The organism is Pseudomonas sp. MPR-R2A5, assembly GCF_058793055.1.
Genome location: NZ_JBXAFK010000021.1, coordinates 20,675 through 33,918, shown reverse-complemented (window position 1 = coordinate 33,918; position 13,244 = coordinate 20,675). Strand labels below are relative to the sequence as shown.

13 protein-coding genes are annotated in these 13,244 nt (G+C 59.6%); 9 read left to right on the top strand and 4 right to left on the bottom strand.

All coding sequences use genetic code 11. The annotated features are described in order from the left end of the window. Window positions 1-29 precede the first annotated feature (29 nt). Window positions 30-1,076 carry a dihydroorotase gene (gene pyrC / locus AC1Q6I_RS16250; RefSeq protein ID WP_102624425.1) on the top strand — a complete coding sequence of 349 codons (1,047 nt, stop codon included), beginning with the start codon at window positions 30-32 and terminating at the stop codon, window positions 1,074-1,076. Beyond that, window positions 1,073-1,744 (top strand): ribonuclease T, encoded by a 672-nt coding sequence (gene rnt / locus AC1Q6I_RS16245; protein ID WP_024073715.1) that lies wholly within the window; start codon window positions 1,073-1,075, stop codon window positions 1,742-1,744. Before pyrC ends, rnt begins: the two co-directional genes overlap by 4 nt. A gap of 64 nt (window positions 1,745-1,808) precedes the next feature. On the opposite strand, the gene AC1Q6I_RS16240 is transcribed toward rnt, so the two are convergent. Next, window positions 1,809-2,411: a peroxiredoxin gene (locus AC1Q6I_RS16240; RefSeq protein ID WP_024073714.1), complete on the bottom strand. Its 603-nt coding sequence runs from the start codon at window positions 2,409-2,411 to the stop codon at window positions 1,809-1,811. 242 nt (window positions 2,412-2,653) lie between these two features. On the opposite strand from AC1Q6I_RS16240, the gene AC1Q6I_RS16235 reads away from it, so the two are divergent. After that, window positions 2,654-2,872 carry a bacterioferritin-associated ferredoxin gene (locus tag AC1Q6I_RS16235; RefSeq protein ID WP_010564137.1) on the top strand — a complete coding sequence of 73 codons (219 nt, stop codon included), beginning with the start codon at window positions 2,654-2,656 and terminating at the stop codon, window positions 2,870-2,872. 201 nt (window positions 2,873-3,073) lie between these two features. Beyond that, on the top strand, window positions 3,074-3,544 hold the full coding sequence (gene bfr / locus AC1Q6I_RS16230) for a bacterioferritin (protein WP_024073713.1): 471 nt from the start codon (window positions 3,074-3,076) through the stop codon (window positions 3,542-3,544). A 77-nt stretch (window positions 3,545-3,621) separates the two neighbouring features. On the opposite strand, the gene grxD is transcribed toward bfr, so the two are convergent. Beyond that, entirely contained in the window at window positions 3,622-3,960 is a 339-nt protein-coding gene (grxD, locus tag AC1Q6I_RS16225; protein ID WP_024073712.1) for a Grx4 family monothiol glutaredoxin, read from the bottom strand. An 86-nt stretch (window positions 3,961-4,046) separates the two neighbouring features. Next, window positions 4,047-6,155: a molybdopterin oxidoreductase family protein gene (locus AC1Q6I_RS16220; RefSeq protein WP_102624426.1), complete on the bottom strand. Its 2,109-nt coding sequence runs from the start codon at window positions 6,153-6,155 to the stop codon at window positions 4,047-4,049. Window positions 6,156-6,589: 434 nt separating this feature from the next. On the opposite strand from AC1Q6I_RS16220, the gene argF reads away from it, so the two are divergent. Together argF and AC1Q6I_RS16210 are read left to right on the top strand one after the other, a co-directional pair. Further along, window positions 6,590-7,510 (top strand): ornithine carbamoyltransferase, encoded by a 921-nt coding sequence (gene argF / locus AC1Q6I_RS16215; RefSeq protein ID WP_024073710.1) that lies wholly within the window; start codon window positions 6,590-6,592, stop codon window positions 7,508-7,510. Beyond that, window positions 7,507-8,622: an ABC transporter ATP-binding protein gene (locus tag AC1Q6I_RS16210; RefSeq protein ID WP_069075352.1), complete on the top strand. Its 1,116-nt coding sequence runs from the start codon at window positions 7,507-7,509 to the stop codon at window positions 8,620-8,622. The genes argF and AC1Q6I_RS16210 overlap by 4 nt, the downstream gene beginning before the upstream one ends. Window positions 8,623-8,913: 291 nt before the next feature. Here AC1Q6I_RS16210 and ybaK read toward each other — a convergent pair whose 3' ends face one another. Further along, complete coding sequence (gene ybaK / locus AC1Q6I_RS16205) at window positions 8,914-9,384, bottom strand: Cys-tRNA(Pro) deacylase (RefSeq protein WP_024073708.1); 471 nt, start codon at window positions 9,382-9,384, stop codon at window positions 8,914-8,916. A gap of 327 nt (window positions 9,385-9,711) precedes the next feature. On the opposite strand from ybaK, the gene AC1Q6I_RS16200 reads away from it, so the two are divergent. The 3 genes from AC1Q6I_RS16200 to AC1Q6I_RS16190 all read left to right on the top strand — a co-directional run bounded on the left by AC1Q6I_RS16200 (window position 9,712) and on the right by AC1Q6I_RS16190 (window position 13,004). Next, entirely contained in the window at window positions 9,712-10,566 is an 855-nt protein-coding gene (locus AC1Q6I_RS16200) for an MIP/aquaporin family protein (protein ID WP_102625270.1), read from the top strand. 81 nt (window positions 10,567-10,647) lie between these two features. Continuing rightward, window positions 10,648-12,153, top strand: coding sequence for a glycerol kinase GlpK (glpK, locus tag AC1Q6I_RS16195; protein ID WP_024073706.1), 1,506 nt, complete (start codon window positions 10,648-10,650; stop codon window positions 12,151-12,153). Window positions 12,154-12,248: 95 nt separating this feature from the next. After that, complete coding sequence (locus AC1Q6I_RS16190) at window positions 12,249-13,004, top strand: DeoR/GlpR family transcriptional regulator (RefSeq protein WP_010212755.1); 756 nt, start codon at window positions 12,249-12,251, stop codon at window positions 13,002-13,004. The last annotated feature ends 240 nt before the right edge of the window (window positions 13,005-13,244 follow it).

Below are 13,244 nucleotides of genomic sequence, written 5' to 3'. Positions count from 1 at the left end.
CCACCAGATTGACCCGCCTGGAATCCCCAATGTCCGACCGCCTGACCCTGCTGCGTCCCGACGACTGGCATATTCATCTTCGCGATGGTGCTGCGTTGCCCCAAACCGTGGCCGATGTAGCGCGTACGTTTGGCCGCGCCATCATCATGCCTAACCTGGTACCTCCGGTGCGCAATGCCGAGCAAGCCGACGCCTATCGCCAGCGTATCCTCGCTGCGCGGCCGGCCGGCAGCCGCTTCGAACCGCTGATGGTGCTCTACCTGACCGACCGCACCCAGCCCGACGAAATTCGTGAGGCCAAGGCCTGCGGTTTCGTGCACGCCGCCAAGCTGTACCCGGCGGGCGCAACCACCAACTCCGACTCAGGCGTGACCAGCATCGATAAGATCCTGCCCGCCATCGAAGCCATGGCTGAAGTTGGCATGCCGCTGTTGATCCACGGTGAAGTCACCCGTGGCGACGTCGACGTGTTCGATCGCGAGAAGATCTTCATCGACGAGCACATGCGCCGCGTGGTCGAGCTGTTCCCCACGCTCAAGGTGGTGTTCGAACACATCACCACGGCGGATGCCGTGCAGTTCGTCACCGAGGCCTCGGTCAACGTGGGCGCGACCATCACTGCGCATCACCTGCTCTACAACCGCAACCACATGCTGGTGGGCGGGATTCGGCCGCACTTCTATTGCCTGCCGATTCTCAAGCGCAATACCCACCAGGTGGCCTTGCTGGACGCCGCCACCAGCGGCAACCCGAAGTTCTTCCTCGGTACCGACTCGGCTCCCCATGCCCAGCACGCCAAGGAAGCCGCATGCGGTTGTGCCGGGTGCTACACCGCGTATGCCGCCATCGAGCTGTATGCCGAAGCGTTCGAACAGCGCAATGCCCTGGACAAGCTCGAAGGCTTCGCCAGCCTCAACGGTCCACGTTTCTATGGCCTGCCGGCGAATACCGATCGCATTACCCTGGTCCGTGAAGACTGGACCGCCCCTGCCAGCCTGCCGTTTGGCGAGCTGACTGTTATCCCGCTGCGCGCCGGTGAAACACTGCGCTGGCGCCTGCTGGAGGAAAGCAAGTGAGTGAAGACCATTACGACGACGAACACGAGCATAGCGGGGGCGGCTCCCGTCACCCGATGGCCGAGCGGTTTCGCGGCTATCTGCCGGTTGTCATCGACGTAGAAACCGGGGGCTTCAACTGCGCCACCGATGCCCTGCTGGAAATCGCGGCCACCACCATTGGCATGGATGAACAGGGCTTCGTGTTCCCGGAACACACGCATTTCTTCCGGGTTGAACCGTTCGAAGGCGCCAATATCGAAGCCGCGGCCCTGGAGTTCACCGGGATCAAGCTTGATCACCCATTGCGCATGGCAGTCAGTGAAGAAGCGGCGCTGACCGATATCTTTCGTGGCGTGCGCAAGGCATTGAAGGCCAATGGCTGCAAACGCGCGATCCTGGTGGGTCACAACAGCAGCTTCGACCTGGGCTTCCTCAACGCCGCAGTGGCGCGCCTGGACATGAAGCGCAACCCGTTCCACCCGTTCTCCAGCTTTGACACGGCGACCCTGGCCGGCCTGGCCTATGGCCAGACCGTCTTGGCCAAAGCCTGCCAGGCGGCCGGTATCGACTTTGACGGACGCGAAGCCCATTCGGCCCGCTACGACACTGAAAAGACCGCCGAACTGTTCTGCGGTATCGTCAACCGTTGGAAACAGATGGGTGGCTGGGAAGACTTCAGCGACTGAGTTCATCGCCCGCGCATAAAAAAACCGGCCCTCTCAGGCCGGTTTTTTTTACCCGGAATCTGGCTTACAGCTTGCCAGCGTTCTCGGTCAGGTAAGCCGCAACACCTTCAGGCGAAGCGTTCATGCCCTTATCGCCTTTTTTCCAGTTGGCAGGGCAGACTTCGCCGTGTTCTTCGTGGAATTGCAGGGCGTCGACCAGACGGATCAGCTCTTCCATGTTACGGCCCAGCGGCAGGTCGTTGATGATCTGCGAGCGCACAACGCCCTTGTCATCGATCAGGAACGCGCCACGGAAAGCCACGCCGCCTTCGGACTCAACGTCGTAGGCCTTGGCGATGTCGTGCTTCATGTCGGCAGCCATGGTGTATTGGACTTTGCCGATGCCGCCATCATTGATGGCAGTGTTACGCCAGGCGTTGTGGGTGAAATGGGAGTCGATGGAAACGGCGACCACTTCAACATTGCGCGCCTTGAAATCGGCCATGCGGTGATCCAGGGCGATCAGTTCCGAAGGGCAGACAAAGGTGAAGTCCAGCGGGTAGAAAAACACCAGGCCGTATTTGCCTTTGATGGCTTCAGACAATTTGAAGCTGTCAACGATTTCGCCATTGCCGAGGACGGCTGGGACGTCGAAATCCGGGGCTTGTTTACCGACGAGTACGCTCATGGGTTATCTCCTGATGTAGGGGTGACGATTGAAGTAAAAGGACCGGCCTCGAGTCTGTCGCACCTAAGCGACAGACCTGTGACGCAGTCACGCTTCGTGAAGACCGAACATCATACACTGAAAAAACCGTTCGTCAGCGCGCGGGCGTTTAGCCTAAAGACCTACAATTCTACTTTGACAATCATTCTCGTTAACATTAAGATCCATCGCACTTAAGCCTCAACCCGCGACGGTTCTCCCTTATGTATGTCTGCCTCTGCACTGGCGTCACCGACGGACAAATCCGCGAAGCAATCTATGAAGGTTGCTGCAGCTACAAAGAAGTGCGTGAAACCACCGGCGTTGCCAGCCAATGCGGCAAATGCGCCTGCCTCGCCAAGCAAGTGGTACGGGAAACCCTGACGCAGCTGCAAACAGCCCAGGCCGCGCTCCCCTACTCAGCAGAATTTACACACGCTTAAATAAGCGTGTTTTAAAGAACCGGACAGAGTGTCCGGTTTTTTTATGCCCGTATTTCAATTAGTTAGCGTCAAGACGCGGAACACAAACATTCTTATTCCTATTAATTTTCATTTATTATTCAATAACTTAGGTTTGACAGTAGGGGTTTCGACACTCAAACTCCGCCCTATATACAGCTATTACAGGGCAGGACCCCAGTCATGAAAGGCGACATCTCAGTCATCCAGCAACTCAATAAAATCCTTGGCAATGAACTGGTCGCGATCAATCAGTACTTCCTGCATGCACGCATGTATGACGATTGGGGCCTCGAAAAGCTGGGCAAACGCGAATACAAAGAATCGATCAAGGCCATGAAGGACGCCGACGCGCTGATCAAGCGCATCCTGTTCCTGGAAGGCCTGCCCAACGTGCAGGACCTGGGCAAGCTGAACATCGGCGAACACACCCAGGAAATGATCAACAGCGACCTGGGCTTCGAGCGCAAGAGCCACAGCGACCTCAAGGCCGCCATTGCCCACTGTGAAACCAAAGGCGACTTCGGCAGCCGTGAACTGCTGGAAGATATCCTGGAAGACCAGGAAGAACATATCGACTGGCTGGAAACCCAACTGGGCCTGATCGACAAGGTCAGCCTGGAGAACTACCTGCAATCGCAGATGGGTGAATAACCCTTAGCGACAGGTACAAAAAAGCCCCGCTCTCTCAGGAGAAGCGGGGCTTTTTATTACGCGCTTTTACACCAGCATCAAGCTTCAGTCTTGGCTGCCGCTTTTGCCGCTGCGTCTTTGATCAGCGTCTGCAACGAACCGTCAGCGGCCATTTCAGTGATGATATCGCTGCCGCCGACCAGTTCACCGTCAACCCACAGCTGTGGGAATGTCGGCCAGTTGGCGTACTTAGGCAGGTTGGCGCGAATTTCCGGGTTTTGCAGGATATCCACGTAGGCGAATTTCTCGCCACACTGCATCACGGCCTGGGACGCCTTCGCGGAGAAACCGCACTGCGGAGCGTTTGGGGCGCCCTTCATGTAAAGCAGAATGGTGTTGTTGGCAATCTGCTCTTTGATCGTTTCGATGATATCCATGGAACACCTCGGCTGGAACTTTGCGACTCACAGGTCGGCACGGTGGCGCATTGTAACGCAAAATTCCAGCGCGGTGCTCGGGCACCTTATGCGGCCGCGACCTGTACAGGCACGCCATTGAGCGCCGCGTTCCCCGACAGCTCATCCAACTGCCGCTCGTCGGTCAGGTCGTTGGCACTGGCCCCAGGCTGAGTGCTGGCGATAGCCATCTGCACCCCCGGACGCCCATGCCCCCAACCATGGGGCAAGCTGACGACGCCAGGCATCATGTCCAAACTGGCCACGACCTCCACCTCAATCATGCCGATACGCGAACTGACCCTCACCCGCTGCCCATCACTCAACCGACGGCTGGCCAGGTCATCAGGGTGCATCAGCAACTGATGGCGCGGCTTGCCCTTCACCAGCCGATGATAGTTATGCATCCAGGAATTGTTGCTGCGCACATGGCGGCGGCCGATCAGCAGCAGTTCGTCGTCCACGGGTACCGGCTGCGCCGCAAAACGCGCCAGGTCTGCCAGGATCACCGCAGGGGCCGCCTGCACCCGGCCGTTGGCCGTTTTCAGTCGCTCGGCAAGATTGGGCTTGAGCGGCCCCAGGTCCACGCCATGGGGATGGTCCGCCAGCATTGCCACCGACAATTTGTGAGCGGACGCATCACCGTAGGCACCCGCGCGCAGCCCGAAATCGATCATCTGCGCCGGCGGCAGGGTCGGCTTGAGTGCCACACCGGTCCGCGCCGCAAAAGCCTTGGCCAACCCGACAAAGATTTCCCAGTCATGCAGCGCGCCCTCAGGCTTGGGCAGGATCGCGCGATTGAAACGGGTGACATTGCGTACGGCGAACATATTGAACGTGGTGTCGTAATGGTCGTTTTCCAGCGCCGAGGTGGACGGCAGGATCAGGTCGGCGTATCGCGTGGTTTCGTTGATATAGAGGTCGACACTGACCATGAACTCGAGCCCGTCCAGAGCCTGTTCCAACTGACGCCCATTGGGTGTCGAGAGCACCGGGTTACCGGCCACTGTCACCAGGGCGCGGATCTGTCCTTCGCCTTCGGTGAGCATTTCCTCAGCCAGTGCCGACACGGGCAACTCGCCGCCGTACTCCGGGCGCCCGGAAACCCGGCTCTGCCAGCGGTTGAAATGCCCACCGCCGGTGGAGGCCACCAGATCCACTGCAGGGCTGGTGCAGAGCGCACCACCCTCGCGGTCGAGGTTGCCAGTCACCAGGTTGATCAATTGCACCAGCCAATGGCACAGCGTGCCGAACGCCTGGGTCGAAACCCCCATCCGTCCGTAACACACGGCCTTGTCCGCCGCGGCGAAGTCCCGCGCCAACTGGCGAATCTGCCCGGCAGGCACCGCACACTGACGGCTCATGGCCTCTGGGGTAAATCCGGCGATAGCGCGGCGTACCTCTTCCAGGCCCTCAACCGGCAAATGGCTGTCGCGGGTCAGGTCCTCGGCAAACAGCGTGTTGAGCAAGCCAAACAATAGCGCCGCATCCCCGCCAGGCCGCACGAAAATGTGCTGGTCGGCCATCGCCGCCGTCTCGCTGCGCCGCGGATCGACCACCACCACTTTGCCCCCCCGGGCCTGGATGGCCTTGAGACGCTTCTCCACATCAGGCACGGTCATGATGCTGCCGTTGGACGCCAGGGGGTTGCCGCCGAGGATCAGCATGAAGTCGGTGTGGTCGATGTCCGGGATCGGCAGCAACAGGCCATGGCCGTACATCAGGTGACTGGTGAGGTGATGGGGTAATTGGTCCACCGAGGTTGCGGAAAACCGATTGCGCGTCTTCAACAGGCCGAGAAAGTAGTTACTGTGGGTCATCAGCCCATAGTTGTGCACGCTGGGGTTGCCCTGATACACCGCCACGGCATTCTGCCCATGCCGCGCCTGGATCCCCGCCAGTCGCTCGGCGACCAGGGCAAAGGCGTCTTCCCAGGGGATCGGCTGCCATTCGCTGCCCACTCGCAACATAGGCTGGTGCAGGCGGTCCGGGTCATTCTGGATATCCTGCAATGCCACGGCCTTGGGGCAGATATGGCCGCGACTGAACGTGTCCTGCGGGTCCCCCTTGATCGAGGTAATTGCCAGGCTACCGTCGTCGGCGCGGGTGGTTTCCAGGGTCAAGCCACAAATGGCTTCGCACAGATGGCAGGCACGGTGATGGAGAGTCTTGGTCATGGCCAGTCTCTTTATTGGGCTTTGGCCCAACTATGGGCCGCGACCGCCAGAGGCGCCAGCAACGTTCGTCCTGTGAATCGACGAGCATCAGGCTAAGCCATGGCTAAGCGTGAGCAAATGTTTCAGAAAACGCCTGCGCAGCCCCTGAAAGCGACGCAGCCTGGCCTGTGCCCGGCCTCGCAGATTGCAAAAGGTCGTAACGCCAGTGTACAAATGACCCGCTGCTGTCAGGAAATCGTCTTCAAAAGCGCTCTCGCGCCCTTCTTGAACACCCCTAAAAACCGTAGCCCTATTGGTAAGACGCGACATTTAATTATAAGATCGCGCCTTCCCCTATTTCGTCGCCCCGTGCGGCTTTCGCCGCAGGTCTCGCCCGTTGTCACAATAAACAAGGCTTTGAGTATCTGCGGTCTGTTGCAAAAAGGTAGTTAATGATGAGCGCAAGGCACTTTCTCTCCCTGATGGATTGCACGCCCGAAGAGCTGGTCAGCGTGATCCGTCGAGGCATTGAGCTTAAAGACCTGCGTAACCGCGGCGTACTGTTCGAGCCTTTGAAAAACCGCGTGCTCGGGATGATTTTCGAGAAGTCGTCGACTCGCACCCGCTTGTCCTTCGAAGCCGGCATGATCCAGCTGGGTGGCCAGGCCATCTTCCTGTCGCCGCGCGACACCCAATTGGGCCGTGGCGAGCCGATCAGCGATTGCGCGATCGTCATGTCGCGCATGCTCGATGCGGTGATGATCCGTACCTTTGCCCACAGCACCCTGACTGAATTTGCCGCCAACTCACGCGTCCCGGTGATCAACGGCCTGTCCGATGACCTGCACCCTTGCCAGTTACTGGCGGACATGCAGACCTTTCTCGAACACCGTGGCTCGATCCAGGGCAAGACTGTGGCCTGGATCGGCGACGGCAACAATATGTGCAACAGCTATATAGAAGCGGCGATCCAGTTCGATTTCCAACTGCGTATCGCCTGCCCGGAAGGCTACGAGCCTGACGCCCGCTTCCTGGCACAGGCGGGTGACCGCGTCACCGTTGTGCGCGACCCGCGCGAGGCGGTGATCGGTGCGCATCTGGTCAGCACCGACGTCTGGACCTCCATGGGCCAGGAAGACGAAACCGCCAAGCGCCTGGCGCTGTTTGCGCCATTCCAGGTAACCCGCGCCCTGCTCGACCTGGCCGCGCCGGATGTGCTGTTCATGCACTGCCTGCCCGCCCACCGTGGCGAAGAAATCAGCCTCGACCTGCTTGACGATCAACGTTCGGTCGCCTGGGACCAGGCTGAAAACCGCCTGCACGCGCAAAAGGCCCTGCTTGAGTTCCTGGTCGAGCCGGCGTACCACCACGCATGAGCCAGTCCTTACTGCTGAACCTGCGCAATCTGGCATGCGGCTATCAAGACCAACGGGTGGTGCAGAATCTCAACCTGCACCTGAATGCCGGCGACATCGGCTGCCTGCTGGGTTCCTCGGGGTGCGGCAAGACCACCACCCTGCGCGCGATTGCCGGGTTCGAACCGGTGCACGATGGTGAAATCAGCCTGGCAGGCGAAGTCATCTCCAGCGCCGGCTTCACCCTTGCCCCAGAGAAACGTCGCATTGGCATGGTCTTCCAGGACTACGCGCTGTTCCCTCACCTCTGCGTGGCCGACAACATCGCCTTCGGCATTCGCAAGCACCCGCAGAAAGACCGCGTGGTCGCCGAGCTGCTGGAGCTGGTCAATCTGAAGAACCTGGGCAAGCGCTTCCCCCACGAGCTTTCCGGGGGGCAGCAGCAACGTGTGGCCCTCGCCCGTGCCTTGGCGCCGGAGCCCCAACTGCTGCTGCTGGATGAGCCGTTCTCCAACCTTGATGGCGAACTGCGGCGCAAGCTCAGCCACGAGGTGCGCGACATCCTCAAAGCCCGCGGCACCAGTGCGATCCTGGTAACCCATGACCAGGAAGAAGCTTTCGCCGTGAGCGACCATGTCGGCGTATTCAAGGAAGGCCGCCTGGAGCAGTGGGATACGCCCTACAACCTCTATCACGAACCTCTGACGCCCTATGTCGCCAGCTTCATTGGCCAGGGTTATTTCATTCGTGGCCAGCTAAGCACCCCGGAATCCGTCAATACCGAGCTGGGCGAACTGCGCGGCAACCGTGCCTACTCCTGGCCGACCGGCGGCGCCGTGGACGTGTTGCTGCGCCCGGACGACATCGTCTACGCGCCGGACAGCGCTTTGAAAGCGCGAATTGTCGGCAAGACCTTCCTCGGCGCATCGACCTTGTACCGCTTGCAACTGCCGACCGGCGCACAACTGGAATCGATCTTTCCCAGCCATGCCGACCATCAGGTCGGTGCGGATGTCGGGATTCGCGTCGCGGCTGAACACCTGGTGCTGTTCCAGGCCTGCGGCAGCGTCGCGGCGCAGGTACCACGGTCCGAGTCAGGCGTACGGCGCTACAGCCCGGCCAGCAGTATTTGAAGAAACCGGGTCGAAATGTGGGAGGCCCCCGACTTAGCACCGTCGCACAGCAAACTGCCCCCCTTGCCCTGATGCCGTTCAGTCAAAGCTTTTTTGTAGGAGCGAGCTTGCTCGCGAAAAACTCACAGGCGCCGCGTTGATTCAGGAAACACGCGTCATCGTTGACGTTTTTCGCGAGCAAGCTCGCTCCTACAGAAGGCGATGTACGCTTAACTGAACGGCATTAGGGCTTGCCCCGGTACAACCCGGGGCATGGTCTACAGGCTAATACGCAGGATCAGGAGTAACTGATCAGGCCCTGCCAATCGGCGCGAATTTGGCCTGGGTATGTTCCGCCAACACTGCGGCGGACAATTCCACTTCCAGCCCCCGTCTCCCCGCACTGACAAAAATCGTCGCGAACGGCTGCGCCGTCGTATCGATAAACGTGCGCAAGCGCTTTTTCTGCCCCAGCGGGCTGATACCGCCCAACAGGTAGCCCGTCGACCGTTGCGCCGCCGCCGGGTCAGCCATCTCGACTTTTTTCACCCCGGCCGCATGGGCCAAGGCTTTTAAATCCAGACTTCCGACGACCGGCACCACCGCCACCAATAACTCGCCTTTTTCGCTGCTCGCCAACAGGGTCTTGAACACCTGAGCCGGGTCAAGACCCAACTTTTCCGCGGCCTCCAGACCATACGACGACGCTTTGGGATCGTGTTCATAACTGTGAATGCGATGTTCGGCGCGAACTTTTTTCAACAAATCCAGTGCAGGGGTCATGCATGCTCCAGGCGTGGCAAACAGAGGACAGATTCTAGGCCAAGCCCACACAAAACGCTCTAGTACGCCCCTGACTCCCGTCAACACTTGCGGTGACGAGCGTGATCATTCATCAAACCTATAGTTGGAAAATGACTAATAGTTCACTTTCGACCTTTGACAGGCGTCATTCTTGTCTATATTTTTTCGTTTCCGAATACTGTAGGAATACAGCCGCAGTATTCGAGCAGTAAGCCGCGCCGAGGATGGGGATCCTCGACACGGTGAAAATCGCGCAAGGCCCGTTGAGGCCCGACGCCTGACAAGAACAACAAATTGAGGTTTTCCATGACAACTGCACTTCAACAGCCTTCACTTTCGAGCCAATGGATGGCCGAATTCCTGGGGACTGCGCTTCTGATCTTCTTCGGTACAGGATGTGTCGCTGCCCTCAAAGTCGCGGGTGCCAGCTTTGGTTTGTGGGAAATCAGTATCATCTGGGGGATCGGCGTCAGCATGGCGATCTACCTGAGCGCCGGTATCTCCGGGGCTCACCTCAATCCGGCGGTGAGTATTGCCCTGTGTCTTTTCGCCGATTTCGACAAGCGTAAACTGCCCTTCTATATCCTCGCCCAGGTCGCCGGTGCCTTCTGCTCCGCGGCGCTGGTGTACATGCTCTATAGCAATCTGTTTTTCGATTACGAACAAACCCACCATTTGGTGCGTGGGACCCAGGCCAGCCTGGAACTAGCCTCGGTGTTTTCGACCTACCCCCATGCGCTGTTGAGCACCGCTCAGGCGTTCCTGGTGGAAATGGTCATCACCGCCATCCTGATGGGCGTGATCATGGCCCTGACCGACGATAACAACGGCTTGCCACGCGGCCCCCTTGCTCCGCTGCTGATTGGCTTGCTGATCGCAGTCATCGGCAGCGCCATGGGCCCATTGACCGGTTTTGCGATGAACCCTGCGCGGGATTTCGGGCCCAAGCTGATGACCTTTTTCGCCGGCTGGGGTGAAATGGCCTTTACTGGCGGACGCGACATTCCCTACTTCCTGGTTCCGATTTTCGCGCCGATTGTCGGTGCTTGCCTCGGTGCCGCGGCTTATCGCGGGCTGATTGCCCGCCATCTGCCAAGCGCCGCACCTGCCGCAGCGGAGGCCAAAGAAGCCGCCGTCAACGGCGAAACGCGTATTTCCTGATAGCAACCGCCTGGGCCCTACTGCCCTTTTAGTGATCCAGGCCGTTTCCAACTCCCTTATTTCTCGTCCAAGGCAATCGACATGACCGACATTCAGAATAAGAACTACATCATTGCCCTTGATCAGGGCACCACCAGTTCGCGGGCGATCATCTTTGATCGTGACGCCAACGTGGTCTGCACCGCCCAGCGTGAATTCGTCCAGCACTACCCGCAGGCGGGCTGGGTCGAACATGACCCGATGGAAATCTTCGCCACCCAGAGCGCGGTAATGGTCGAGGCCCTGGCCCAGGCTGGCCTGCACCATGACCAGGTTGCCGCTATCGGCATCACCAACCAGCGTGAAACCACCGTGGTCTGGGACAAGGTCACCGGTCGCCCGATCTACAACGCCATCGTCTGGCAGTGCCGCCGCAGCACCGAAATCTGCCAGCAGCTCAAGCGTGACGGCCACGAGCAATACATCAGCGACACCACCGGCCTGGTCACCGACCCGTACTTTTCCGGCACCAAGCTCAAGTGGATCCTCGACAATGTCGAAGGCAGCCGCGAACGTGCGCGCAACGGCGAACTGCTGTTCGGCACCGTCGACAGCTGGTTGATCTGGAAATTTACCGGCGGCAAGACCCACGTCACCGACTACACCAACGCCTCGCGCACCATGCTCTTCAACATCCACACCCTGGAGTGGGACGCGAAGATGCTGGAAATCCTTGATGTGCCGCGCGAGATGCTGCCGGAAGTCAAGTCGTCGTCGGAAATCTACGGTCGCACCAAGAGCGGCATTGCCATCGGCGGCATCGCCGGTGACCAGCAGGCCGCGCTGTTCGGCCAGATGTGCGTTGAACCGGGCCAGGCCAAGAACACCTACGGCACCGGCTGCTTCCTGCTGATGAATACCGGCGACAAGGCCGTGAAATCCAAGCACGGCATGCTCACCACCATCGCCTGCGGCCCGCGTGGCGAAGTGGCCTACGCCCTGGAAGGCGCGGTATTCAACGGTGGTTCCACCGTGCAGTGGCTGCGTGACGAGCTGAAAATCATCAACGACGCCCACGACACCGAATACTTCGCCGGCAAGGTCAAGGACAGCAATGGCGTCTACCTGGTACCCGCGTTTACCGGCCTGGGCGCCCCCTACTGGGACCCCTACGCCCGTGGCGCGTTATTCGGCCTGACCCGAGGCGTACGCGTGGATCACATTATTCGTGCAGCCCTTGAGTCGATTGCCTACCAGACACGCGACGTACTGGACGCGATGCAGCAGGATTCCGGCGAACGCCTCAAATCCCTGCGGGTGGATGGCGGCGCAGTGGCCAACAACTTCCTGATGCAATTCCAAGCCGACATCCTCGGCACCCAGGTCGAGCGCCCGCAAATGCGCGAAACCACTGCACTGGGCGCGGCCTACCTGGCGGGCCTGGCTTGCGGGTTCTGGGGTAGCCTGGACGAACTGCGTGGCAAGGCGGTGATCGAGCGCGAATTCGAACCTCAGCTTGAAGAAGCCGCCAAAGAGAAACTCTACGCCGGCTGGCAAAAAGCAGTGAGCCGCACCCGCGATTGGGAACCCCACGAAGGCGCTGAATAAGCCAAGCGCAGGACCCATATAGGGTTGTAACTGGCAGGGAGCAGATTCCTGCGTCATCATGGGCCACTTTTGTATGGCAGCCCAAAGGACGCCCCATGAATCTGCCTCCCCGCCAGCAACAAATCCTCGAACTGGTCCGCGAACGCGGCTACGTCAGTATCGAGGAAATGGCGCAGCTATTCGTTGTCACCCCGCAAACCATCCGCCGCGATATCAACCAGCTGGCGGACGCCAATCTGCTGCGCCGCTACCACGGCGGCGCGGCCTATGACTCCAGTGTCGAAAACACCGCCTACGCCATGCGTGCCGACCAGATGCGCGACGAGAAACAGCGCATCGGCGAAGCCATCGCCGCGCAAATCCCCGATCACGCGTCGCTGTTCATCAACATCGGCACCACCACCGAATCCATCGCACGTGCGCTGTTAAACCACAATCACCTGAAAATCATCACCAACAACCTCAACGTCGCCACCATGCTCAGTGCCAAGGACGACTTCGATGTGTTGCTGACCGGCGGTAATGTGCGCCGTGATGGCGGCGTGGTGGGCCAGGCCAGCGTGGACTTTATCAACCAGTTCAAAGTCGACTTCGCCCTGGTGGGTATCAGCGGCATTGACGAGGACGGCAGCCTGCTCGACTTCGATTACCAGGAAGTGCGGGTGTCACAGGCGATCATCGCCAATGCACGCCAGGTGATCCTGGCGGCGGACTCGAGCAAGTTCGGGCGCAATGCCATGATTCGCCTGGGGCCGATCAGCCTGGTGGACTGCCTGGTGACCGACCAGCAGCCCGTGCCGGCGCTGGTGCAGTTGTTGAACCAGCATAAGGTTCGCCTGGAAGTGGTCTAGCGCCTGCATTGACGCCATCGGGGGCAAGCTCCCTCCCACCTTTGATGTGTGAACCCGCTCAAATGTGGGAGGGGCGGTGCGACGATTCGACTTGCCCCCGACGGCGATCTATCTGACAGGCCATTGCCTAAGCCTGCCTCGGTTTCATGTTCACAAATTTTCTTTTCTCGCCCCTTCGATGAGTTTTTTCAATCGAAGTCGGGTGGCTGTGGGCGCGTTTATCAGCTACCATTTTCGCAA

Coding starts and splice junctions, on each gene's coding strand:
- pyrC (WP_102624425.1), top strand. CDS start 30: ATGTCCGACCGCCTGACCCTGCTGCGTCCCGACGACTGGCATATTCAT.
- grxD (WP_024073712.1), bottom strand. CDS start 3,960: ATGGATATCATCGAAACGATCAAAGAGCAGATTGCCAACAACACCATT.
- glpK (WP_024073706.1), top strand. CDS start 10,648: ATGACCGACATTCAGAATAAGAACTACATCATTGCCCTTGATCAGGGC.
- argF (WP_024073710.1), top strand. CDS start 6,590: ATGAGCGCAAGGCACTTTCTCTCCCTGATGGATTGCACGCCCGAAGAG.
- ybaK (WP_024073708.1), bottom strand. CDS start 9,384: ATGACCCCTGCACTGGATTTGTTGAAAAAAGTTCGCGCCGAACATCGC.
- AC1Q6I_RS16235 (WP_010564137.1), top strand. CDS start 2,654: ATGTATGTCTGCCTCTGCACTGGCGTCACCGACGGACAAATCCGCGAA.
- AC1Q6I_RS16200 (WP_102625270.1), top strand. CDS start 9,712: ATGACAACTGCACTTCAACAGCCTTCACTTTCGAGCCAATGGATGGCC.
- bfr (WP_024073713.1), top strand. CDS start 3,074: ATGAAAGGCGACATCTCAGTCATCCAGCAACTCAATAAAATCCTTGGC.
- AC1Q6I_RS16210 (WP_069075352.1), top strand. CDS start 7,507: ATGAGCCAGTCCTTACTGCTGAACCTGCGCAATCTGGCATGCGGCTAT.
- AC1Q6I_RS16240 (WP_024073714.1), bottom strand. CDS start 2,411: ATGAGCGTACTCGTCGGTAAACAAGCCCCGGATTTCGACGTCCCAGCC.
- AC1Q6I_RS16190 (WP_010212755.1), top strand. CDS start 12,249: ATGAATCTGCCTCCCCGCCAGCAACAAATCCTCGAACTGGTCCGCGAA.
- AC1Q6I_RS16220 (WP_102624426.1), bottom strand. CDS start 6,155: ATGACCAAGACTCTCCATCACCGTGCCTGCCATCTGTGCGAAGCCATT.